At 69.4% G+C, this 23078-nt stretch carries 13 protein-coding genes; 6 read left to right on the top strand and 7 right to left on the bottom strand.

What is annotated here, in order from left to right; translation table 11 throughout:
• Window positions 1-204 precede the first annotated feature (204 nt).
• The 3 genes from STSP_RS19140 (at window position 205) to STSP_RS19130 (ending at window position 6183) form a co-directional block, all read left to right on the top strand.
• Window positions 205-2679: a SpoIIE family protein phosphatase gene (locus STSP_RS19140; RefSeq protein WP_067279419.1), complete on the top strand. Its 2475-nt coding sequence runs from the start codon at window positions 205-207 to the stop codon at window positions 2677-2679.
• A 154-nt stretch (window positions 2680-2833) separates the two neighbouring features.
• Window positions 2834-4054: a thiolase family protein gene (locus tag STSP_RS19135; RefSeq protein WP_067279417.1), complete on the top strand. Its 1221-nt coding sequence runs from the start codon at window positions 2834-2836 to the stop codon at window positions 4052-4054.
• On the top strand, window positions 4051-6183 hold the full coding sequence (locus tag STSP_RS19130; RefSeq protein WP_067279414.1) for a 3-hydroxyacyl-CoA dehydrogenase NAD-binding domain-containing protein: 2133 nt from the start codon (window positions 4051-4053) through the stop codon (window positions 6181-6183). Before STSP_RS19135 ends, STSP_RS19130 begins: the two co-directional genes overlap by 4 nt.
• A 77-nt stretch (window positions 6184-6260) precedes the next feature.
• Here STSP_RS19130 and STSP_RS19125 read toward each other — a convergent pair whose 3' ends face one another.
• Entirely contained in the window at window positions 6261-7793 is a 1533-nt protein-coding gene (locus STSP_RS19125; protein WP_067279413.1) for an Ig-like domain-containing protein, read from the bottom strand.
• Window positions 7794-7835: 42 nt separating this feature from the next.
• Window positions 7836-9347, bottom strand: coding sequence for a hypothetical protein (locus STSP_RS19120; RefSeq protein ID WP_067279410.1), 1512 nt, complete (start codon window positions 9345-9347; stop codon window positions 7836-7838).
• Between the two features lie 112 nt (window positions 9348-9459).
• Here STSP_RS19120 and STSP_RS19115 point away from each other — a divergent pair, with 112 nt between their 5' ends.
• Complete coding sequence (locus STSP_RS19115; protein ID WP_232789708.1) at window positions 9460-10389, top strand: endonuclease/exonuclease/phosphatase family protein; 930 nt, start codon at window positions 9460-9462, stop codon at window positions 10387-10389.
• A gap of 7 nt (window positions 10390-10396) precedes the next feature.
• Here the strand turns inward: STSP_RS19115 and STSP_RS19110 are convergent, their stop codons facing one another.
• Window positions 10397-14374 carry a bifunctional glycosyltransferase/CDP-glycerol:glycerophosphate glycerophosphotransferase gene (locus tag STSP_RS19110; RefSeq protein WP_232789707.1) on the bottom strand — a complete coding sequence of 1326 codons (3978 nt, stop codon included), beginning with the start codon at window positions 14372-14374 and terminating at the stop codon, window positions 10397-10399.
• Window positions 14375-14764: 390 nt separating this feature from the next.
• Between STSP_RS19110 and STSP_RS19105 the strand changes: the two genes are divergently transcribed.
• Window positions 14765-15877 carry an LCP family protein gene (locus tag STSP_RS19105; RefSeq protein WP_067279406.1) on the top strand — a complete coding sequence of 371 codons (1113 nt, stop codon included), beginning with the start codon at window positions 14765-14767 and terminating at the stop codon, window positions 15875-15877.
• A gap of 126 nt (window positions 15878-16003) precedes the next feature.
• Here STSP_RS19105 and STSP_RS19100 read toward each other — a convergent pair whose 3' ends face one another.
• Window positions 16004-17122 (bottom strand): hypothetical protein, encoded by a 1119-nt coding sequence (locus tag STSP_RS19100; protein ID WP_067279403.1) that lies wholly within the window; start codon window positions 17120-17122, stop codon window positions 16004-16006.
• A gap of 228 nt (window positions 17123-17350) precedes the next feature.
• Between STSP_RS19100 and STSP_RS19095 the strand changes: the two genes are divergently transcribed.
• Window positions 17351-17728 (top strand): PIN domain-containing protein, encoded by a 378-nt coding sequence (locus STSP_RS19095; RefSeq protein WP_067279401.1) that lies wholly within the window; start codon window positions 17351-17353, stop codon window positions 17726-17728.
• Window positions 17729-17787: 59 nt separating this feature from the next.
• Here STSP_RS19095 and STSP_RS19090 read toward each other — a convergent pair whose 3' ends face one another.
• The 3 genes from STSP_RS19090 to dxs all read right to left on the bottom strand — a co-directional run bounded on the left by STSP_RS19090 (window position 17788) and on the right by dxs (window position 23064).
• Window positions 17788-19326 carry a glycosyltransferase family 39 protein gene (locus STSP_RS19090; protein ID WP_078067307.1) on the bottom strand — a complete coding sequence of 513 codons (1539 nt, stop codon included), beginning with the start codon at window positions 19324-19326 and terminating at the stop codon, window positions 17788-17790.
• Between the two features lie 129 nt (window positions 19327-19455).
• Window positions 19456-20934 carry an amino acid permease gene (locus STSP_RS19085; RefSeq protein WP_067279399.1) on the bottom strand — a complete coding sequence of 493 codons (1479 nt, stop codon included), beginning with the start codon at window positions 20932-20934 and terminating at the stop codon, window positions 19456-19458.
• Between the two features lie 159 nt (window positions 20935-21093).
• A complete protein-coding gene (gene dxs, locus STSP_RS19080; protein ID WP_067279397.1) occupies window positions 21094-23064 on the bottom strand; it encodes a 1-deoxy-D-xylulose-5-phosphate synthase in 1971 nt (656 codons plus the stop codon).
• Between the last annotated feature and the right edge of the window lie 14 nt (window positions 23065-23078).

The raw sequence follows: 23078 nt of genomic DNA, 5'->3' as shown, positions 1-23078 counted from the left end.
TGAGCTACGGCCAGGCGCCAGACCGAGGACGTACATCCCGGTGCGGCCCCGACCCGCCCACCGGCAGGTGCGAACCACCCACAAGCCGGAAGACGCGCACGCGCCCCAGCCCACGCCCCGGCAGGCCACCCCACCCCGCAGGGTAACCACGGGAACAATCCGGGAATGAGGCCGTATAGCACTCGTAATACCGAAGGGGCAGCCGTGGGGATGCGCGAGGAGAGAGACCGCACCCGACGCCAGGCCGCATTCGATGTGGCGGATGCCTCGATACTGCTGCTCGACGCCGGTGGCGTGGTGCTCAGCTGCAGCGGGAACACGGGACGGCTCCTCGGCTACCCGCAAGGCGCCCTCCTGGACCGCGGCGTCACGTCCCTCCTGACCGACGAGGACGCGGCGCGGCTTCCGGCCATCACCGAACGGTGCATGCAGGACGGCGGCTGGAGCGGCCTGCTGACGGCGCGGCACCGGGACGGCCGGCCGGTCAAGCTGATGGTGCGGCTGATCCCCGTACAGGAGACCGGTGGAAGTGCGCGCTGGGTCGTCCTGGCCGGAGACCTGAGCGAGGCACCGGGGTGGGACATGAGCCGGCACCTGCTGGAACGGATGGCCTCGCAGTCACCCATCGGCATCGCCGTCGTGGACACGGACCTGCGGTACGTGTGGTCGAACGCCGCCCTCGAGAGATTCGGCGGAGGGGCACCGCAGCAGCGGCTCGGGCGCCGGCTGGGCGACATCCAGCCCGACCTCGACGCGCAGGGGATCGAGGCGCAGATGCGCCGGGTGCTCGAGACCGGTGAGCCCGTGATCGGTTACGAGCACGTGGGCCGGTTGCGGTCGGCCCCGTACCGGGAGGTCGCCCACTCGATGTCGTTCATCCGGCTCGAGGACGACCACGGCCATCCGGTGGGCGTGTACTACACGGTCACGGACATCAGCGACCGCTACCGCGCCCGGCAGCGCCTGGCGCTCCTCGACCGGGCGGCCGAGCACATCGGGCGCACGCTCGACGTCATCCAGACCGGACAGGAGCTCGCCGACTCGGCGGTACCGGAGCTGGCCGACTTCGTCGCCGTCGACCTGCTGGAGTCCGTACTCGAGGGGGCCGAGCCGGCGCACCGCACCCTCGACGACCCGGAGGTCGTCCCGCTGCGCCGGGCCGGCCACCAGTCCGTGCGGCCGGGGGTCCCGGAGGCGGTCGTCGAGATCGGGGGCATGGCCCGGTATCACGCCGGTTCGCCGCCCATACAGTGCCTGACCAGCGGGAAGTCCTGGCGTGAGGAGCGCCTGGATCCGCTGGCCAGGGAATGGCCCGCCGACATCCCCGGCGGTCGGGCCGCCACGTTCCTCGACCTCGGGCTGCACAGCGTGATGATCGTGCCGATCCGCGCGCGCGGCATCACGCTGGGCATCACGACGTTCTTCCGGCGCGAGAGCCAGGAGCCGTTCGAGGCCGACGATCTCAGCCTCGCCGAGGAGCTCGTCACCCGTGCGGCCGTGTGCCTCGACAACGCCCGCCGCTACACGCGGGAGCGCGACGCGGCCCTCGTACTGCAGCAGAATCTCCTGCCGCACGGCGCCCCCGAGCAGGAGGCCGTCGACGTGGCGACCTGCTACCGGCCCGCCGACGAGCTGACCGGCCTCGCCGGCGACTGGTTCGACCTCATCCCGCTGTCCAGCGCACGGGTGGCACTGGTGGTGGGCGAGGTGGTCGGCCACGGCATCGAGGGGGCAGCCGCGATGGGACGGCTGCGCACCGCCGTACAGACCCTCGCCGACCTGGACCTGCCGCCGGATGAGGTGCTCGCCCACCTCGACGACCTGATCTGCCGGGCCGCACGAGAGGCGGCATCGGGCCCCGGCGCCCCGGCCGGAGGCGCCCACACCGTGGGGACGAGCTGTCTGTACGCGGTCTACGACCCGGTCGGCGGGGACTGCGTCATGGCGAGCGCCGGCCATCTGCCGCCCGCGATCCTGGCCCCCGACGGCACGGTCACCTTCGCCGAGCTGCCGCTCGGTCCCGCGCTGGGCGTGGGCGGTCTGCCTTTCGAGTGCGCCGAGTTCAACCTGCCGGAGGGCAGTGTGCTCGCGCTGCACACCGACGGCCTGCTGGCGACGCACGCACCCGACGGCACGGTCCCCGACGCCGAAGCGGGCAGGGAGCGGCTGCGCCGCGCGCTGGAGGCGCACCGTCTGCCGCTGGACAACCTGTGCAGCACGATCGTGGACGACCTCGTCCCGACGCAACAGCACGACGACGCGGCGCTGCTGATGGCGCGGACCCGCCGCCTCGGCGCCGACCGGGTGGCCTCCTGGGACCTGCCCGCGGAACCGGCCGTCGTCGCCCAGGCACGCCAGGCGGCCGCCCTGCAACTCGCCACATGGCGCCTGGAGGAGCTGACCTTCACCACGGAGCTCGTCGTGAGCGAGCTCGTCACCAACGCGATCCGGCACGCCTCCGGCCCCCTCCGGCTGCGCCTGATCATGGAGCGGTCCCTGATCTGCGAGGTCTCCGACACCGGCAGCAGCGCCCCGCACCTGCGCCATCCGCGGACGACCGACGAAGGCGGCCGCGGCCTGTTCCTGGTCTCCCAGCTCACCCGCCGCTGGGGCACCCGCTACACCGCGAACGGCAAGATCATCTGGGCGGAGCAGCCGCTGGCCGAGCCGGTGGCGTGACCGCCGCCGCGGCTGCGCCCCTGTGTGACCTTCACCGCTCCGGGCGGGGGGACTGGGCAGCATGGTTACCCGCAAGTAGCATGAAGGGGTGAGCGCGCGCTCAGTGGCGTGCGCCCCGCAGCAGTGCCATCCCGCACCCTGGAGGAGAGCCATCGTGCCTCGTACCGTCAGGGACGTCGTCTTCGTCGACGGCGTCCGCACCCCGTTCGGCAAGGCGGGCCCGAAGGGCATCTACCACGAGACCCGCGCGGACGACCTCGTCGTGAAGGCCATCCGGGAGCTGCTGCGCCGCAACCCCGGTCTCGACCCGGCCAAGATCGACGAGGTCGCCATCGCCGCGACCACGCAGATCGGCGACCAGGGCCTGACCATCGGCCGCACCGCCGGCATCCTCGCCGGGCTGCCGCAGTCGGTGCCCGGCTACTCGATCGACCGCATGTGCGCGGGCGCCATGACCGCCGTCACGACCACCGCGGGCTCCATCGCCTTCGGCGCGTACGACGCCGTCATCGCCGGTGGTGTCGAGCACATGGGCCGCCACCCGATGGGCGAGGGCGTGGACCCGAACCCGCGCTTCGTGTCGGAGAAGCTCGTCGACGAGTCGGCCCTGTTCATGGGCATGACCGCGGAGAACCTGCACGACCGCTACCCGCACATCACCAAGCAGCGCGCCGACGAGTACGCCGTGCGCTCGCAGGAGAAGGCCGCCAAGGCGTACGCCAACGGCAAGATCCAGCAGGACCTGGTGCCGATCTCCGTACGCCGCACGAACCCCGAGGGCGGCGAGACGGGCTGGGGCCTGGTCACGGCCGACGAGCCGATGCGCCCGGGTACGACGCTGGAGAACCTGGCGGGCCTCAAGACGCCGTTCCGCGTCCACGGCCGGGTCACCGCCGGTAACGCGGCCGGTCTGAACGACGGCGCGACGGCCTCGATCATCGCGTCCGAGGACTTCGCCCGCGAGAACAACCTCCCGGTCAAGATGCGCCTGGTCTCGTACGCCTTCGCGGGCGTCGAGCCCGAGGTGATGGGCTACGGCCCGATCCCGGCGACCGAGAAGGCCCTCGCCAAGGCGGGCCTGAGGATCGAGGACATCAACCTCTTCGAGATCAACGAGGCCTTCGCCGTGCAGGTGCTGGCCTTCCTCGACCATTACGGCATCGCGGACGATGACGAGCGCGTCAACCAGTACGGCGGCGCCATCGCCTTCGGCCACCCGCTGGCCTCCTCCGGCGTGCGTCTGATGACGCAGCTTGCGCGCCAGTTCGAGGAGCAGCCGCACGTCCGCTACGGCCTGACCACCATGTGCGTCGGCTTCGGCATGGGCGCGACGGTCATCTGGGAGAACCCGCACTTCGACGGAGGCGACAAGTGAGCACCACCACCGCTGAGCTCCTGAAGGGTGCGGCCGAGCTGTTCCCGGACGAGGTCGTGACGCAGGCGCACGTACGCCACCTCGACCTGCCCAAGGGCGCGGGCCGCTTCGCCCTCATCACCCTCGACAACGGCCTGGACCACACCAAGCCGACCACCTTCGGCCCGCAGTCGCTGGCGAACCTGAACGCCGCCATCGACCAGGTCGAGAAGGAGGCCGCGGACGGCGAGATCCTCGGCGTCGGCATCACGGGCAAGCCGTTCATCTTCGCGGTCGGCGCCGACCTCAAGGGCGTCGAGCTGCTGAAGGAGCACAAGGACGCGCTGGCCATCGGCAAGGGCGGCCACGACGTCTTCAAGCGCCTTTCGGCCCTCGCCGTCCCCACCTTCGCGTACTACAACGGCGCGGCGATGGGCGGCGGTGTCGAGGTCGGTCTGCACTGCAGCTACCGCACGGTCTCGAAGGCGCTGCCCGCCTTCTCGCTGCCCGAGGTCTTCCTCGGCCTGGTCCCCGGCTGGGGCGGCTGCACGCTGCTGCCGAACCTGATCGGCGCGGACCGCGCGGTCTCGGTCATCATCGAGAACTCGCTCAACCAGAACAAGCAGCTCAAGGGCCAGCAGGTCTTCGAGCTCGGCATCGCCGACGCGATCTTCGAGGGCGCGGACTTCCTGGAGCAGTCGCTGCTGTGGACCGCGGACGTCCTCAAGGGCGACGTCGAGGTCGTACGCCCGGTCATCGACCGCGGTGACGCCTGGGACCAGGCCGTGGCGCGCGGCAAGTTCATCGCTGACGGCAAGGTGCACGGTGCGGCCCCGGCCGCGTACCGCGCCCTGGACATCATCGCCGCGGCCAAGAACGGCGACCTGCAGCAGGGTTACGACGCCGAGGACAAGGCGCTCGCCGACCTGATCATGGGCGGCGAGCTGCGCGCGGGCATCTACGCCTTCAACCTCGTCCAGAAGCGCGCCAAGCGCCCGGCGGGTGCGCCGGACAAGAGCCTGGCGCGCCCGGTGACGAAGGTCGGTGTCGTGGGCGCCGGTCTGATGGCTTCGCAGCTCGCGCTGCTCTTCCTGCGCCGCCTCGAGGTGCCGGTCGTCCTGACCGACATCGACCAGGAGCGCGTCGACAAGGGTGTGGGCTACGTCCACGCCGAGATCGACAAGCTGCTCGGCAAGGGCCGCATCAACCAGGACAAGGCCAACCGCCTGAAGGCCCTGGTCAGCGGTGTCCTGGACAAGGCGGAAGGCTTCTCCGACGCGGACTTCATCATCGAGGCCGTGTTCGAGGAGATCGGCGTCAAGCAGCAGGTGTTCGCGGAGGTCGAGGCGGTCGCCCCGGCCCACGCGATCCTCGCGACGAACACCTCCTCCCTGTCGGTGACGGAGATGGCGTCGAAGCTGCAGCACCCCGAGCGGGTCGTCGGCTTCCACTTCTTCAACCCGGTCGCGGTCCTGCCCCTGCTCGAGATCGTCCGCGGCGAGAAGACGGACGACGCGTCGCTGGCCACGGCCTTCGGCGTCGCCAAGAAGCTGAAGAAGACCGCGGTCCTCGTGAAGGACGCCCCGGCGTTCGTCGTGAACCGCATCCTCACCCGCTTCATGGGCGAGATCCAGAACGTCATCGACGAAGGCACCCCGGTCGAGGTCGCCGAGAAGGCGGTCGAGCCGCTGGGCCTGCCGATGTCCCCGCTGGTCCTCCTCGAACTGGTCGGCCCGGCGATCGGTCTGCACGTCTCCGAGACGCTCAACCGGGCCTTCCCCGACCGCTTCACGGTCTCCCCGAACCTCAAGGCGGTCGTCGAGGCGGGCAAGCGCGGCTTCTACGTCTACGACAGCGGCAAGCCCGAGCTCGACCCCGAGGTCGCCGCGCTGCTGAAGCAGGGCGACACCGTCCTGACGGAGGAGCAGGTGCGGGCCCGCGTCCTCGAGGCCGTGGCCCAGGAGATCGGCCTGATGCTCGACGAGGGCGTCGTCGCCGAGGCCCAGGACATCGACCTGTGCCTGATCACGGGCGCGGGCTGGCCGTTCCACCTGGGTGGCATCACGCCTTACCTGGACCGTGAGGGTGTCTCGGAGCGGGTGAACGGGAAGCGGTTCCTGGAGGCGGGCGTGGCGTCGGTTCCGGCGTAGGCGTCGCACGCTCCGGTATGTGAAGAGGGCCTCCGCCCATGGCGGAGGCCCTCTGTCGTGCTCTGTCGTGCGCGTCGTCAGTAGTTTCCGCCGTAGTACGGGGTCGCCGCCGCCCCGGCCGAGGCGGCGTTCATGACGGCGAAAGGTATCTGGGTCACCGGGGACTCGGCACCGGAGGCGTCCACCGCGAAGACGTCGACGACGTGCATGCCCGCTGCCCAGGCCCAGCCCGAGTCCCACGACCAACTGCCGTTCGGGGCGACGGCGGCACCGCCCAACAGCACGCCGTTCTCCCGGAATCCGACCTGCGCGGCGCCTGTGGCGGCCCCGGTGAAGACCACCCGGGAGTCCATGACCTGCTCGTGGGCCACGGGTTCCAGCACCACCGGTGCGGCCGCGCTCTGCCCGACCGTCGACAGCACCGCACCCCGGTCCATGCCCGGCATCCCGGAGCCCGCCGGGACGGCGGCCCCGCTCGGGCTGTCGACAGCCGTGAAGTGCACCTCGGTCCGCTCGGTCTGGAAGCCCGCCGCGTCCACCGCGTAGATCTTCACGGGGTGCTTGCCCTTGCTCCAGGCCCTGCCCAGCTCCCAGGACCAGCTGCCGTCGGCGGCGACATCGGTCTGCCCCAGGTACTTGCCGTGCTCCCAGACGATCACGCGGACGGCGCCTTGTGCGTAGCCCGTGAACCGTACGGCGTCCCTGCGCACCTCCTCCTGGAACGCCGGTGCCGTCACCACGGGCTTCGGGAACTCCGCGCCCCTCACCACCGACGTGGAGGAGAGATAGGAGTTGATGGCCGACCGGTCGCGGTCGGGCTCCTCGTAGCCGTTGCGGACGTAGCCCAGGCGCGGCGGGGTGCCGTCGGCCAGGAGGTTCACGATGCCCATGAGAGCGGGGACGTTGCGCCGGGTGACCTGCGTGTGGTCGGTGATGAACGGGGACTCGCTGTAGATGAAGTTGAAGTTCTCGTACCGCTGGAAGAGGGCCAGGAAAGGCTCCACCTGCTCCTTGTACTGCTCGTCCTGGGGCGAGGAGAGCAGGTAGATGTTGGCGCCGCGGTTGGTCTCCGACCGGACCAGGTCGGGCAGGATCGCGTCCACGATGCGGACGTTCTCCTCCGGGACCCCCTCACCCAGCATGAACCGGGCCACCTTCGGGTGGACCTTTTTCACGTACGTCCCGACCAGGAACTGGGGCACGATGGAGACGATGTTCCGGAAGCCGTACCGCAGCCCGAAGTACAGCGCCGCGCTGCCGCCCTTCGAGCCGCCCCACATGGTGACGTCGTCCGGGGTGAGCTCCAGGGCGTTCATGACGTTGAAGACGAGTCCGGCGACGGATCTCTCCAGGGAGAAGTCCATCTCCTTGCACAGGTAGTAGCTGTTCATGCCGTCGAACCGGTCACGGATCCACAGGATGTTGGCCCTGACGTTGTCGAAGACGCCGTTCGACCATCCGTAGTCGTGAGGCGCCGAGAAGTTGGCGAAGACCACGACCAGATGGCGGTTGCCGTTCTTGGCATGGGCGAACCGGTACTCGACGGGAAACGTTCCTGAGGCCTCGATCCCACTGAGCAGCTGCCGCCCGTTCGAGGGTGCTTTGGACATGTACGGACTCCACTCTCAGATGTGCTTCGACGTCGGGCGGGCTCAGTAGCCGGCGGGTGCCGCTCCGGCTGGGGCGTTCATGACGGTGAAGGGGACGGCAGCCGCCGGGGACTCTCTCCCGGCCGCGTCCACCGCGAAGACCTCGACGGTGTGCATGCCCTCGGCCCAGAGCCAGCCCGGGTCCCAGGACCAACGGCCCTCGGGGGCGACCGCGCATGCCCCCAGGAAGACTCCGTTCTCCCTGAACCCCACCTGGGCGGCGCCCCTGGCGGCGCCCGTGAAGCCGACCTTCGTCCCCAGCACCTGCTGGTACGCCTTCGGCATCTGCACCGCCGGCGCCTGGAGGCCGCTCGGCATCCCCTGAGCGGCGTATCCCGGCCCGTCGGCGTGCAGCGCGTGGGCGCCCGGGCCCGGCTGCACCGCGGCATGCTCCGACACCGTGAACTGCACGTCGGTGCGCTGGGACTGGTAGCCGTTCGCATCGACGGCGAACAGCCTCACCACGTGCTCGCCCGTGCTCCACGGCTTCTCCTGCTCCCAGGTCCAGCCGCCGTCGGCGCCGACAGGAGCCGACGCCAGGTACGTGCCGGTCTCCCAGAAGCTCACGCGTACCGCCCCGGGCGCCCAGCCCGCGAGGCGGACACCTGCTGCGGGCAGCAGGGACTGCGTCGTCGGCATGGTCACGACCGGAGCGGCGAGCGAGTCCTGCACCACGGACGTGGACCTGAGGTAGGCCTCGATGCCCGACTTGTCGGCGTCGGGCTCCTCGTAGCCGTGGCGGGCGAGGCCGAGACGCGGAGCGATTCCCTCGACGAGCAGGTAGGCGATTCCCAGGAGAGGAGGGGTGTTTCGCTGGGTCACCTTCCCGTGGCCCGTGATGAACGGGGACTCGCTGAAGATGAAGTTGAAGTTCTTGTACCGCTGCAGCAGCCCCAGGAAAGGCTCCACCTGATCCTTGTACTGCTCGTCCTGGGGCGACGACACCACGTAGATATGCGCGTCAGGGTTCGCCCCCGACATCAGCAGATCGGGCAGTATCGCGTCGAGAACGCGGACGTTGTCGTCCGGCATCGCCTCGCCCAGCATGTGCCGCCCGGTGTCGGGATAGACCTCGCGCACGAACGTGCCGATCCGGAGCTGCGGAACGCTGGCCACGATGTTCCGGAACCCGTACCTCAGGCCGAAGTAGAGCGCCGCGCTTCCGCCTTTCGAGCTGCCCCACAGGGTGACGTCGCCGGGCGTCAGGCCGAGGGACTTCATCACCTTCGATATGAGCCCTATAACGGACCTCTCGACGGTGAAGTTCATCTCCCTGCACAGGTAGTACGTGTTCCCGCCGTCGAACCGGTCGCGGATCCAGAGGATGTTCGACCGGAGGCCGTCGAAGACACCGGTGGCCCACCCGTAGTCGTCCGGAGCGTAGATGTTGGCGAAGACGACGGTCAGGTGCCGGTTACCGCTCCGCGCGTGGGCAAACCGGTACTCGACGGGGTAGCCGCCGGAGGCGTCTATCCCTTGGACCACATGGCGGCCCTTCGCGGATGCTCTAGACATGGTGCGGTACCACTCTCATCAGATGCTTGGACGTCGGGCGGGTGCTGTACCCCCGGCGGGACGAATGTCCGAGACAGGTTGATACGTTGACACATTGGTGCACAGTCAACCGATGGGACATCATGACGGGATGCTGCTGATACCTACTCAGTCGGCGTCCGGATGGCGCAGGCACCGAGGACTCAGGCTCGTCGTCGCGGCGCTCGCGCTGCTGGGACTCGCATCCGCGGTGTCCGTGACCCAGTCCGTCGTCTCGGAGCGTTCGGTCGCCGCGGCACGGGAGGTGACCGTGGCCACCTGGAACATGTGCGGCGTACAGCAGTGGGGCTGTGCCGATACCGGCAGCAGGAGCGAGAAGAACCGTCAGCTGAAACGGCTCGCCACCCGGGCAGGCGCCCGGGTGATCCTGGTGCAGGAAATCTGCGCCGCCGACCTGAAAGCCACCCGCAAAGCGCTCGGATCGTCCTGGCGCAGCTCCTTCAAGGCCTACACGTGGCGTGACAGCAACGGGCGCAAGAGCACCGTGCGGTGCACCGCACGTGATCAGGGCGCGGCAGGTTTCGGCATTCTCTCGGACTCCGCGCTGTCCGAGGTGACCGCGGTGGCGTCGCAGCAGCCCACCGTGGGACTGCAGCGCGGCATCCTCTGCGCCACGGTGGCCGCGCACCGCATCCGGATCTGCAACGCCCACCTCAGCCCGCCGGGCAGCGACACGGCTCACCCCGAATGGGAGTTCCGCGACGACCAGCTCAAGGCACTGGTGGGCGCCGCGTCCGGCCGGCGCACGGTCTACGGCGGCGATCTCAACGTGGATCCGCCGGAAGACGGCAGCCCCTCCGCCTGGGTATGGCCGGCAGGCCCGTACAGCGCGTATCGGGAGTGCGACCAGTCGTCCGCATCCTCGCGCTCGGGCCGTCCCACCCATTCCTCCGGTCACAAGCTGGACTACCTGTTCACCAGGCTGCCGCGGTCCGGATGCGACGTGCGGGACACCGGCGCGTCGGACCACCGGGCGCTGCTGATCAGGGTGCGGACGGCATGAGCGGGCATCAGACGATCACGCCCTCGTAGGTCCGGCCGTCGGACGTCCGTGCTGCGGGCGGCAAAGCCGGTAGCTCGAAGCGTGCCGGTTCCAGCACCGCGTGGGGGCGAGGCTGCTGTTCGTCCTGCCACGGCTGGTGGGGCTGTGCTTCGCCGGCCCGATACGGCTGCGGGGCCGGATACGGCTGCTCGTGCGCCTGCGGACCCGGCTGTACGGGCACGGCGCCCAGAAGACGGCCGTTCGCCGAGGCCGGATGCGGATGTGCGGGCTGCCGCTGCTGACCCTGGGGGCCGAACCACTGCTGCGCCCTCCACTGGATGGGCGTGATGGCGCGCACCGCGTGCCGGGTGTCCACCGTGCCGACAGCCGGGGCCTTCGCGTCCTCGGGTGCCAGGTCGCCGCCCGCGATCAGCAGCCGGTCGGCGAGCCGCGCGGACGCGTAGCCGTCGTCCAGGTCGCAGAACTCGCCCTGGAACCAGCGGTAGCGCTCCGCGTAGGCGTCCTGGATGCGGTCGATGTCGCGGATGGCGGATATCAGGTCCTGCGACGTGTACACCAGGGGGCCCGGCGCGCTGCGCTCGAAGTCGAAGTAGAAGCCGCGCAGCGTGTCGCGGTAGTGGTCCAGGTCGTACGTGAAGAAGAGGATCGGGCGCCCGGTGTTGACGTAGTCGAACATGAGGGACGAGTAGTCCGTGATCATCACGTCGGTGATCAGGGACAGGTCGGCCATGTCCGGGTAGTCGGAGACGTCGAAGACGAAACCGTCACCCGCTCCCGGCACCGGGTCCACCACGTTGGGGTGGCGGCGGACCATGAGCACATGGTCGGCGCCCAGGCGTGCGCGGGCGTCGTCCAGGTCGATGCGGAAGTCGAACTTGTACTTGCCGGGCGCGTAGAACTGGTCGTCGCGCCACGTGGGGGCATACATGATGATCCGCTTGCCCTCGGGCAGGCCGATGCGGCGGCGGATCTCCTGCTCGCGCACCTCCATGCCGGGGCGGCGCAGGATGTCATTGCGCGGGTAGCCGCACTCGACCATCTCGCCCGGGAAGCCGAAGGCCCGCTTGAGGATCGGGGTGGAGAAGCTGTTGGGTGAGACCAGCATGTCCCAGTTCTGCACCTCCTTCTCGACCCGCTCCAGGTAGCGCTGGTCGGCGAAGTGGATGGCCTCGATGTCGTGGCCGATCTTCTTCAGCGGAGTGCCGTGCCAGGTCTGCACGACGACCTGGCCGTCGCGCTTCTGGAACCAGTCGGGAAGGTGGTTGTTGGCGATGACGTAACGGCTTCGGGCCAGCGCCTCGTACCACTCCGGCGACCACATGCGCACCGGGGTCGCCGTGCGAGGCACCTCCACCTGGTCGTCGCGCACAACCCACAGGTGTTCCAGGTCCACGCCGCGGCGCACCAGTTCCTCGTGCAGCGCGCGAGGGCTGTCCGAGTACTGGGTGCCCTTGAAGGCGTCGAAGAGGATCGCGGGGCGCACCTTCTTGCGGCGGGCCGCCGGGTACGCCTTGGTGCGCAGCAGCTTCTGGCGGTACGGGCCGCGCGCGTAGTCCGGCATGGCGGAGTGGACGAGGAGGGAGAGCCGGTCGTACGCCTCGGCCTGGAGTTCGTACCGGCGCTCGTTCTCCTCGTACTCCTCCGGAAAACCGCTGATGAGGTCCTGCTCGATCTTGACCATCAGGTCCTCGAGCCGGTCCTCGGGAGCCACTGCCGAGAGGTCCTGGCGGCGCAGGAAGAAGTCCCAGCGCCCGGCCGCGAGCGGGATGTCGCCGGCCAGGGTCCGCATGGCCGCGGGCGTCACCACGCAACGGAACTCGTTGCCGTTCCACACGAGCGGGACGGCACGCTCGGCGCCGTGGGCGCGCGAGCGCACCACCATGTGGGCCGCCCTGTACTCCGCGGCCGAGAGCCGGTCGGCTGCCTTGTAGTGGCCGGTGATCTCGAGCGATCCGTCCTCCCCCCAGGCGAAGCGGGTGGCGGTGGGCAGGGTGGCGCGCTCGAAGAGGACCAGGTATCCGGAGCCGTTGCGGTGCACCACGACCTCGCGGTCGCCCTCACGTGTCTGGAGGGAGGCCGGCATGCGGTAATGCCCGTCCGGCGTCTCCTCGGCCATGACGGGATAGATGGTCATCTTGCGGCCCTCGACATGGAAGGTGGTCTTCCAGCCGTTGCTGCCCATGCTCCATGACTGCGGGATCTCTGCGCCGTCCCGCGCCTCGGTACGGAATCCCGGCACGAGTTCGCGCAGGGGAAGACGGGTGACCCAGGTACACCAGCCCTCGCCCCCAGGGGTGAACCGGACCCAGGCGTCGTGGCGCCCCGCCCCGCTCATGCTGGCGACCCGAAGCTTGCCCCACTCGGGCACCTTGGGGCCGAGGTAGACGCCCCCGAGTTCAAGCTGATCGCCCACCACCCGGTGGCGGGTGATGCGGCAGCGCACGGTCTCCACGCGTAGCTTGAGCTTGCCCTGGAGGAAGAGCGGCAGGATCCGGGTGTTCTTGTCGACATAGCGGTACGGCGGGTTGGCTGCCGTACCAGCGCTTCCCCGGTCGAGGCCCCGGTAGCGGAACAAGCCCCGGCTGAGCACGCCCGCGGCGACGTCCCAGGTGCCCTCGACCCACTCCCCCTTGCGCTTGAGGCGCGTGGTGTCGATCCGGGCCTCGAAGCCGGCCCAGTCGTAGCAGTAACGGTTCTGGTTGGAGTGCTCGGTGGCCTGGGGCGCGTACGTGGTCTTCGCCTGGGTGATCACCATCCGCCCCTGCTTCTTGTTCCGCAGGGCGAGCGCTTTCACGGACATGTGCTTCTTGTGCACATTGATGAACCGGACATATGCGGTACCGGTGAGGACCAGCCACTCGGACTTCCACTGCGCGCCGCTCACCGAGCCGTGCAGTGAGAACTCCTTGTCGAGACGGTAGGCCTTTTTGTCGATACCGACTCGACGGTCTCCCAGATAGGGGTAGTTCAGGTAACGCCGAACGCGCCTCTGCACGGGCATCGGCCCGCCGCGCCTCTCGAACTCGATGACATTGAGCAGTTCGTCGAGTCGCCACTCACGCACGAGCAGCCACTTCACGCGCGCATCGGCCGGAAGCTCGTCGATGATGTCGGGGTCGGCCTCGTCCAGGAACTGGTTGGCCCAGTCCATGAACGCGTCCTGGTACTCCTCGTCGGCGTCCGGGAGCACTTTCAGGTGCAACATCAGGTCGGACTTGAGACAGGCGAGGTCGTACTTGCGCTTGCTCTCGACATACGTACGCGAGCGCCGCTCGGCGAGGAAGCGGCTCACGGACTGCACAGCCGCAACCCGGTCGCGGAGGTTGCTCAACTCGGTGTGGCGCTGGGTGATGGACGGAGCCGCACCGCCCTCTCTGCGGCGCCAGAAGTAGACGATGTCCGTGATCACATCGACCTTGGTGGCCCGGAAGTGAGCGAACATGTTCACCCAGGAGTCCTCATAGAGGACACCCTCGGGAAACTCGATGTAGTGGTAGTCCCAGAAGGATCGCCGGAAAACCTTGTTCCAGACGGTTCTGTCATAGATGAGCGCGTCGAACTTGGTGATGTGCGTGCCGCGCCGATTCCGCTGCATGGGGCCCTTGTGCAGTGGAGACTGCCACTTCTTGGTGGAGTTCATCATCTGCACGTTGCCTGAGACGAAGTCCGATCCGGACTCCTCGAGGGTCCGGATCAGGAGCTCGTACGCGTACTCGGGGATGACGTCGTCCCCGTCGACGAAGGCGAGGAACTCACCTTCAGGATGCATGGCACGGATACCGACATTCCGGGCCTGGCCAGGCCCATGGGCTTCCTGCCTGATCATGCGGAACCGCGGGTCGCGTGCACAGAAGTCGGCCGCAATCTCCGTGGACCTGTCGGTGGAACCGTCATCGACGAGGATCACCTCGAAGTCCTTGAAGGACTGCCGGGCTATCGACTCCAGGCACTCGGTGAGATAGACCTCAACGTCCTGAAAGGGCACGACAACACTGAGACGCGGCCGTTCAGCCAAGATCTACTCCCACCAGACACTTCAACACACCGAGTAACCGCCGGACAGCACTGGCCGGACTACCTCGGGTGTCCCCTCCCGCTGACCTTGCCTGAATCAACCCCCCAGCCGTTCAGACCCGTCACACCTCGTGACCAAACAACGGTCACAGGGCTCACACATCCTAGGTCACTCCTATGGGTGGTCAAGAGTCCGCCATGTGATGTTTACTTCCGCTTCCGGTATGGGCCTGCACTGCTTCAAGGAATGCATATAGTTCCGACTGAACACATGGCAGATGACAAAAGTGGGCCGGCCTCCCCCCACCCGGGTCCCACACTCCGCCGACGGCGGAGCCTGTGAGGAGAGGGACCGAAGGGAATGACGCACAGCGCCACCACCGAGTCGCGGCGCGGGCACCGGGCAACACCTGACCCGAGGCGGCCTGAACGCGGCAGGCGACGACGCTCCGAGCGTCACGGAAAGCGGCGAAAGGGACGAATAGCGCTTCTGACGCTACTAGTCCTGGTGTTGGCCGCAGGCGGCACCGGCTACTGGCTCTACAGCGACCTCAACGGCAATATCGAGGGCGTCGACCTGGACAAGGCCCTCGGCGACGACCGCCCCGAGAAGTTGCCCACGTCGGGTCAGAACATCCTCGTCCTGGGCTCCGACTCGCGCTCGGGAGCCAACGCGTCGCTGAACACGGGCAAGGTCTCAGGAGCCCGCTCCGACACCGCCCTCGTGATGCACATACCCGAGGGCCGCCAGCAGGCGACCGCCATCAGCATTCCCCGGGACACCCTGGTCACCCGCCCGAAGTGCACCAAGTCGGACGGCTCAACGCTGCCTTCCGCGAACCGTGTGATGTTCAACTCCGTGTACTCGCTTGCCGGTCCGGCCTGTGTGGTCAAGACCGTGGAGCAGATGTCGGGAGTGCGGCTCGACCACTTCGTCGAGATCGATTTCGCCGGCTTCAAGGGTCTCGTCGACGCCATAGGGGGCGTGACGGTCACCGTCGAGGAGGCCATCCACGACAAGTCGAGCGGCCTGGACCTCGAGCCAGGCACACACAAGCTCGACGGCACCGAGTCGCTGGCCTTCGTGCGGACGCGGCACGGCATCGGCGACGGCAGCGACCTCGGCCGTATCGGCCTTCAGCAGCAGTTCATGACCGCTCTGCTCTCCGAGATCAAGAAGCAGGACCTGCTGGGCAGCCCCACGAAGACGTACAAGATCGCGGACACGCTCACCGAGTCGCTGACCACCGACTCCGAGCTGGCCTCCCTGACGAACCTGGCTGAATTCGCCCGCAGCATGAACGGTGTGAACCCCTCCACCATGGAGACGATCATGCTGCCGGTGAAGTACGACACCGCCGACCCGAACCGTGTGGTGCCCGCCGAGCCGCAGGCGACGCAGCTGTGGAAGGCGATCCGCAATGACGACGAGATCCCCGAGTCCGCCAAGAAGTCCCCGGCGACGGGCGGTTGAGCCGGTCATCATTCCGCACCGGGGGCGTCGGACCGTCAAGGGCCGCGCCCCCGGTGGCAGGTCGCACGGGCACCGGTGAGAGCCGACGCCGCCGGACCTGGTCAGAGCCTTTGCCAGCGGGTGAAGTCAGAGCCGCTGCCAGCGGGTGAAGGCGAGACCGGCGCCCTCGTCCTGCCGTGCCAGGCGCGGCACCCCGTCCGGGTCGATCAGTGCCATGACCACACGGCCGAGGCCGTCGCGGGCCAGTGCGGGTGTGCCCTGACAGCGTTCGGGCAGTGCGTACCACCAGAAGCCGTTCGCCTCGTTCTCCGTACCGCCCACACCGAGCACAGCTGTGCCGTCCTGGCCTCGGCAGGCGAGCACGACACAGTCGTAGCCGTCCAGCGCTGTGCGCAGCGCCGCGTACGGTCGCTCCGCCGGGGCCGGCCCCAGCGCGACGGGCCAGCCGCCGGGACGCCAGGCCACCGTGCCGCCGTCTGCGGCGTCCGTCCAGAAGTACGTGGCGCGGTCCGGTCCCGTCTCCAGGGCCGCGACCGTGCCCGGCGTCGGCCTCAGTGCGAATCCCCGGGGCGTGGCGAAGCTTCCGCCTGCCTCCGCCTGCCGCCACATCCAAACGCCCGTCTCGGCAGCGGCGCAGACCTCCCCCCGCCCGCCGCTGAGAGCGACAGCAGCAGGCGGTGCGTCGATGCCGCTGCCGAGCAGGTCCTCCCACGCCTTCCACTTGCCGTTCGGCGCCTCGCGCCGCAGCATCAGGCCGCGTCCGGCGCTTCGTACGAAGACGTGCACGGTGCCGTCCGATGCGATCGCGCCCACCGGCACGCCCAGGCCGCGGCCCTGCTCGTGGTCCTTGTGCGGGTTGCCGAGTGATCGCCAGTCGGTGACCGCACGGCCCGTCTGGTACTGGATGGCGTGCACGATGTCCACGCTCCGGGCACCGTCGGAGCCGGTGCGCTGTCTGCGACCGAGCAAGTGGACGTAACCGTCGGCGCCCTGGGCCACGGTCAGATCGGTCAGGTCGGCCACGGCCACGAAGTGGGGCCCGCTCCAGGCAGGGCCCCCGACGGCGGTTTCCGACCAGCGCAGCAACCCTCCGTCCGTGGGTGCGTACAGGGTGAGCCGGCCGTCCTTGCCGAGGGTGAGCCAGTTCCCGTGGGCCGTCCCGGAGGCGACATGCCTCGGGCCGGCCGCCTCGCCGTTCCCTACCGGGCGGGCATACCCCACGGCGCCTGCCGACCTTCTCCGCATGGTCTGGCGTCACCTTCCTGAAGCCCACCGCATCACCGACACGGAAACGGATACCTTGATTCGCGCCACATCATATGCCGTTCGCGCATCAGTTCTCCGGGCGCCGGCTGGGGGCCCGCGACGCCGGTACAGATGGTTCCGAATCCGGTTCCCACACCGGCGCGGATACTGGCAGTGGCGGTACCCCACGCGCTCAGCCCGAGGCCAGGGACGACAGAGGAGGCCCCCGTGACGGCACTCGTGATCATCGACGCCGCCAACGTCGTCGGCTCCGTCCCCGACGGCTGGTGGCGCGATCGGCACGGCGCGGCGGAGCGGCTCAGGGACCGGCTCGTGCGGTACGCCGTCGACGGGTTGCCCGGCCACCCCGGTCCCGTGGACATCGTGCTCGTGGTGGAGGGCGCGGCCCGCGGAGTGGCATCCGTGTCCGGCGTCCACGTGGAGGCGGCACCGGGCAGCGGCGACGACCGCATCGTGGAGCTGGTGGGCGAGGCGGCACCCGACCGGCCCTGTCTCGTCGTCACGGCGGACCGTGAACTGAGGCGGCGCGTCGGTGAGTTGGGGGCGCAGGTCGCCGGGCCGCGGACGGTCCTGGGGGACGGCTGACGCGACAGCGGCCTCATCGCAACCCCAGCAATCCCCCGGCCGCCCTTTGCCACCCCCCATTACGACGCCACCCGCGCATAGAACACCGCTCCGTCCACCGTCCCCACCGCCGCGTACCCGGCCTCCAGCAGGTGCTCCAGTGACGGCACGCGGTCCGGGGCGTACGGCTTTCCGCGTGAGTCGTCGACGATCAGTGCCGGCGCGTGGGTCCTCATCTCCTCGCGGAAGACCGGCCACGTGCCCGCGACCGCGTACTTCTCCCCCACCTGGGGCCCGTTGCGGCCGCCGCTGTAGTTGGTGAGCAGGCCGGCCGTCAGATAGCGGGTGGCCGGGGTGCGGTCGGCGAGCCAGTACGTCTCCGGGTGTATGCCCCAGACGAGGACCCTGTCGTCCGGTGCCGTGCGATGTGCCACCGCCTCCGCGACGCGCTGCGCGTGCGCCAGTTCGGGGCGGGGCGCCAGCACTCCCCAGGCGAGGAACAGCGTGCAGGTGCAGGCTGAGGTGAACAGCGCTGTCGCCAGCCGGTCGCGGGGCAGGATCTGCAGTGCGGCTGTGGCCAACAGCGCGAGGGGCGGGATGACTTGCAGGTAGTAGTGGCCGAAGAAGTGGAAGCCGGCGAGGACGGCGGCGGCCGAGGAGCCGAGCCACAGCCACAGATCGCCCGATCCGGTCCTGGCGATCCTCAGCACGCGTACGACCGGGAGGATCAGCCCCGCGCAGGCCACGGCCAGAATCGCCGTGTTGGCCAGGCCGCGCCCCAGGACGTGGAGTTCGGAACCGGTGAAGGAGGCGTACGTGCCGGAGCCGGTGACCGTCCAGAACAGGAATCCGGCCGGATCGGTGATCGCGGCCACCGTCAGCACCGGCGCCACCAGCCCCACCAGGAACCGCGGCAGTCCGCTTCGCGGTGGGCCGGACCGCCACAGCAGCCACAGCACCGGCACCAGTACGGCCCCGCCGGTCTGCTTGGCCAGGAAGGCGCAGGCCACGGCGGCACCCGCGGCACCCCAGCGGCGGCGGTCCGCGCACCACATGGCCGCGGCCGTGCAGGGCAGCATGAAGATCTCGAAGGTGGCGGCCTGGGCATCCTCGGGGTTGAGGCCGATGGAGGCCGGCAGGTACAGGAGTCCGGCCGTGCGGCCCGCGCCGTCGCCCCAGCGGCGCCGGGCCAGGGACGCCAGCAGCACGGCGGTCAGGAGCTGGGCGAGGACCGCCAGCACCCGCACGGAGGTGAGCGACGCGTCGCCGAACAGCGCGAACGCGCCCGCGTACAGCCAGGGCACCAGCGGCGGTTTGCGGTCGACCACCGTCTCGTACAGTTCTCCGCCGTGCGCCAACATCCGCGCCTGCACCGCCAGATAGCCCTCGTCGGGGTTCCACAGCGGGCGCAGGAACGCCGGTACGTGGGTGATGCAGGCCAGCGCGGCCAGGGCGGGGAGCAGCCGGGTCCAGTACCGGTACCGGGAGGCGGCCGGCAGCTCCGTGCGGGGTCTCGGCGGACGCGGCGAATGCGGCGCCGGCCGCGTCTGCGTCTGTGTCTGCGTCGGTGTCGGCGACTGCGTCTGCGGGATCTGAGGCGTCCGAGGCGGCCGCGGCATTCGCGGTTCGATGACGGAGCGTGGCGAAGCTGTGGGCTCGGCGAGCATACGGGCACGCTATCCGGCCCCGCAGTCCCCACCGAAGCAGGACATACGGGGCCGGATGGCTGGCGAGTACGGACCAGGCGGCTACTTCCGTCGCTTGACCAGCTCACTGTGCGTGCGCCCGTACAGGAAGTAGACGACGATGCCGAGCGCCATCCAGACAGCGAACCGCAGCCAGGTCTCGGCGGGCAGATTGAGCATCAGCCAGAGCGAGGCCGCCACCGAGAGCACAGGCACCACGGGGACCCACGGGGTCCGGAACGCCCGGTGCAGGTCGGGGCGGGTGCGGCGGAGGATGATGACGCTGAGCGCGACGACGACGAAGGCGAAGAGCGTGCCGATGTTCACCAGCTCGGCGAGTTCGCTGAGGCTGGTGAAGCCGGCCAGGATCGCGATGAGCACACCGAGCAGGATGGTCGGCCGGTGCGGCGTCTTGTACTTGGGGTGGACGCGGGAGAAGAACCGGGGCAGCAGTCCGTCCCGGCTCATCGCGAAGAAGACGCGGGTCTGGCCGAGCAGCAGGATCATGCAGACCGTGGTGAGGCCGACGGCAGCGCCGAAGCTGATGATGCCCGCGAAGAAGGGGTGCCCGGTTTCCTTGAAGGCGTCGGCGAGCGGGGCGTCCACGGACAGCCGGCTGTAGTGCTGCATGCCCGTGACGACGATCGACACGAGGACGTAGAGCAGGGTGCAGATGAAGAGGGAGCCGAGGATGCCGCGGGGCATGTCCCGCTGCGGGTGCCTGGTCTCCTCGGCGGCGGTGGCCACGATGTCGAAGCCGATGAAGGCGAAGAAGACGACGGAGGCGGCCGTGAAGATGCCCATCACGCCGAAATTGGTGGGCGCATACCCGAACAGCAGCTGGACGAGCGGGGCGTGCAGTCCGCCTCCCGCCGGGATCTGCTGCGCTTCGGGGATGAAGGGCGAGTAGTTCGCGGACTGGATGAAGAAGGCGCCCGCGATGATGACGATCAGCACGACGGTCACCTTGATGGCCACGACAACCTGGGTGACCCGGGCGGACAGCTTCATGCCGAGGACGAGGATGCCCGTCAGGACGAGCACCAGTACGAAGGCGAGAATGTCGAAGCCGACGCCCTCGGCGACATCGGGCCCGGCCAGCGCGTCGGGCAGGTGCCAGCCCGCGTTGTCCATCAGCGAGCGGACGTAGCCGGACCAGCCGACGGCGACCACGGCCGTGCCGAGTGCGAATTCGAGCACCAGGTCCCAGCCGATGATCCACGCGGGCAGCTCCCCGAGCGAGGCGTAGGAGAAGGTGTACGCGGATCCGGCCACCGGCACGGTTGAGGCGAACTCCGCGTAGCACAACGCCGCGAGCGCGCAGACGATGCCCGCGACGATGAAGGCGAACGCGGTGGCCGGACCGGCGTTCTCCTTGGCCACCTGGCCGGTGAGCACGAAGATGCCGGTGCCGATGATGACACCGACGCCGAAGACGGTGAGATCGAGGGCGGACAAGGACTTCTTGAGCGCATGCTCCGGCTCTGCCGTGTCCCGGATCGACTGCTCGACACTCTTCGTCCGGAAGAGAGCGCTGAACAAGACTGGACCTCCCACGCTTGTCGCCTCGACTCGGTCGAGAGCGGGTATGGTCCATATGCCACGTTATGTCCGGTTTCATGCGAATGGGCCGGTCTCACCACCCGTGCAGGGGGTGAGACCGGCCCCATGGACCAGCCGGGTGACCGCGCGCCCGGTGGATCAGTCCCGCACCGGCTCCACCGGATCCACCTCGTCGGCGGCGGTGCGCGCCGTGGGCGTCGCGTCGGCCGAACGGAGCTGGGACTGCGATGACGGGCCGTCGAGCTTCGCCACCAGACCCGTGACCTGGCGCGCGATGTCCGGGGCGGTCAGCCCGATCTCGGCCAGGACCTCCTTGCGCGAGGCGTGGTCGAGGAAGCGCGGCGGGATGCCGAAGTCGCGCAGCGGCAGGTCGACGCCCGCGTCACGCAGGGCCTGCGCGATCGCCGAACCGACGCCGCCCGCCCGGGAGTTGTCCTCGACCGTCACCACGACGCGGTGCTGCTCGGCCAGCGGCGGCAGCGCCTCGTCGACCGGCTTGACCCAGCGCGGGTCGACGACGGTCGTGGAGATGCCCTGCTTGTCGAGCAGGTCGGCGATCTCCAGGCACATCGGGGCGAGCGCGCCGACGGAGACGAGCAGCACGTCCGGCCGGTCCGTCCCGGCCGCGCGCAGGACGTCCATGCCGCCGACCGTGCCCACGGCCTGTACGGCGGGCCCGACGGCGCCCTTCGAGTAGCGCACGACGGTCGGCGCGTCGTCGACCTCGACGGCCTCGCGCAGCTGGAGGCGCACCTGGTCGGCGTCGCGCGGCGCGGCGATCCGCAGACCGGGCACGCACTGCAGGATCGACATGTCCCACATGCCGTTGTGCGAGGCGCCGTCGGTGCCGGTGACGCCGGCCCGGTCCAGGACGAAGGTCACGCCGCACTTGTGCAGCGCCACATCCATCAGCACCTGGTCGAAGGCACGGTTGAGGAAGGTCGCGTACACCGCGAAGACCGGGTGCAGACCCCCGGTGGCGAGGCCTGCGGCCGAGACGGCGCCGTGCTGCTCGGCGATGCCGACGTCGTAGACGCGGTCGGGGAACTCCTCGGCGAACTTCTGCAGGCCGACCGGCTGCAGCATGGCCGCGGTGATCGCCACGATGTCCTCGCGCTCCCGGCCGAGCTTGACCATCTCCTCGCCGAAGACGGACGTCCAGTCCAGACCGGACGCGGCGATGGGCAGACCCGTGTCGGGGTGGATCGGTCCGATGCCGTGGAAACGGTCGGCCTCGTCCTGTTCGGCAGGCTTGTAGCCGCGGCCCTTCTCGGTGAGGCAGTGCACGATGACCGGGCCGCCGAAGCGCTTGGCGCGGGACAGCGCCGACTCCAGGGCCGCGATGTCGTGGCCGTCGATCGGGCCGACGTACTTCAGGCCCAGGTCCTCGAACATGCCCTGCGGCGCAATGAAGTCCTTCAGGCCCTTCTTGGCGCCGTGCAGCGTGTCGTAGAGCGGCCGGCCGACGACCGGCGTGCGCTCGAGCAGGTCGCGGGTGCGGGCCAGGAACCGCTCGTAGCCGTCCGTGGTCCGCAGCGTCGCGAGGTGGTTGGCGAGGCCGCCGATGGTGGGGGCGTACGAACGCTCGTTGTCGTTGACGACGATGACCAGCGGGCGGTCCTTGGCGTCCGCGATGTTGTTGAGCGCCTCCCAGGCCATGCCGCCGGTGAGGGCGCCGTCGCCGATCACGGCGACGATGTGGTCGTCCTTGCCGAGCACCTGGTTGGCCTTCGCGAGGCCGTCGGCCCAGCCGAGGACGGTGGAGGCGTGCGAGTTCTCGATGACGTCGTGCTCGGACTCGGCGCGCGACGGGTAGCCGGACAGGCCGCCCTTGGTGCGCAGACCGGAGAAGTCCTGGCGGCCGGTCAGCAGCTTGTGCACATAGCTCTGGTGGCCCGTGTCGAACAGCACCTTGTCCTTGGGCGAGTCGAAGACACGGTGCAGGGCGATCGTGAGCTCGACCACGCCGAGGTTGGGGCCGAGGTGGCCGCCGGTCTTGGCGACCGCGTCGACGAGGAAGGTCCGGATCTCGTCGGCCAGCTGGTCCAGCTGCTCCGGGCTGAGCCGGTCCAGATCGCGCGGTCCCCTGATGCGGGTCAGCAGCGGCACCCGTGCCTCCTTGC

It is taken from the genome of Streptomyces jeddahensis, assembly GCF_001642995.1.
Classification (GTDB): domain Bacteria; phylum Actinomycetota; class Actinomycetes; order Streptomycetales; family Streptomycetaceae; genus Streptomyces; species Streptomyces jeddahensis.
This window is presented reverse-complemented; position numbering and strand designations above follow the sequence as displayed.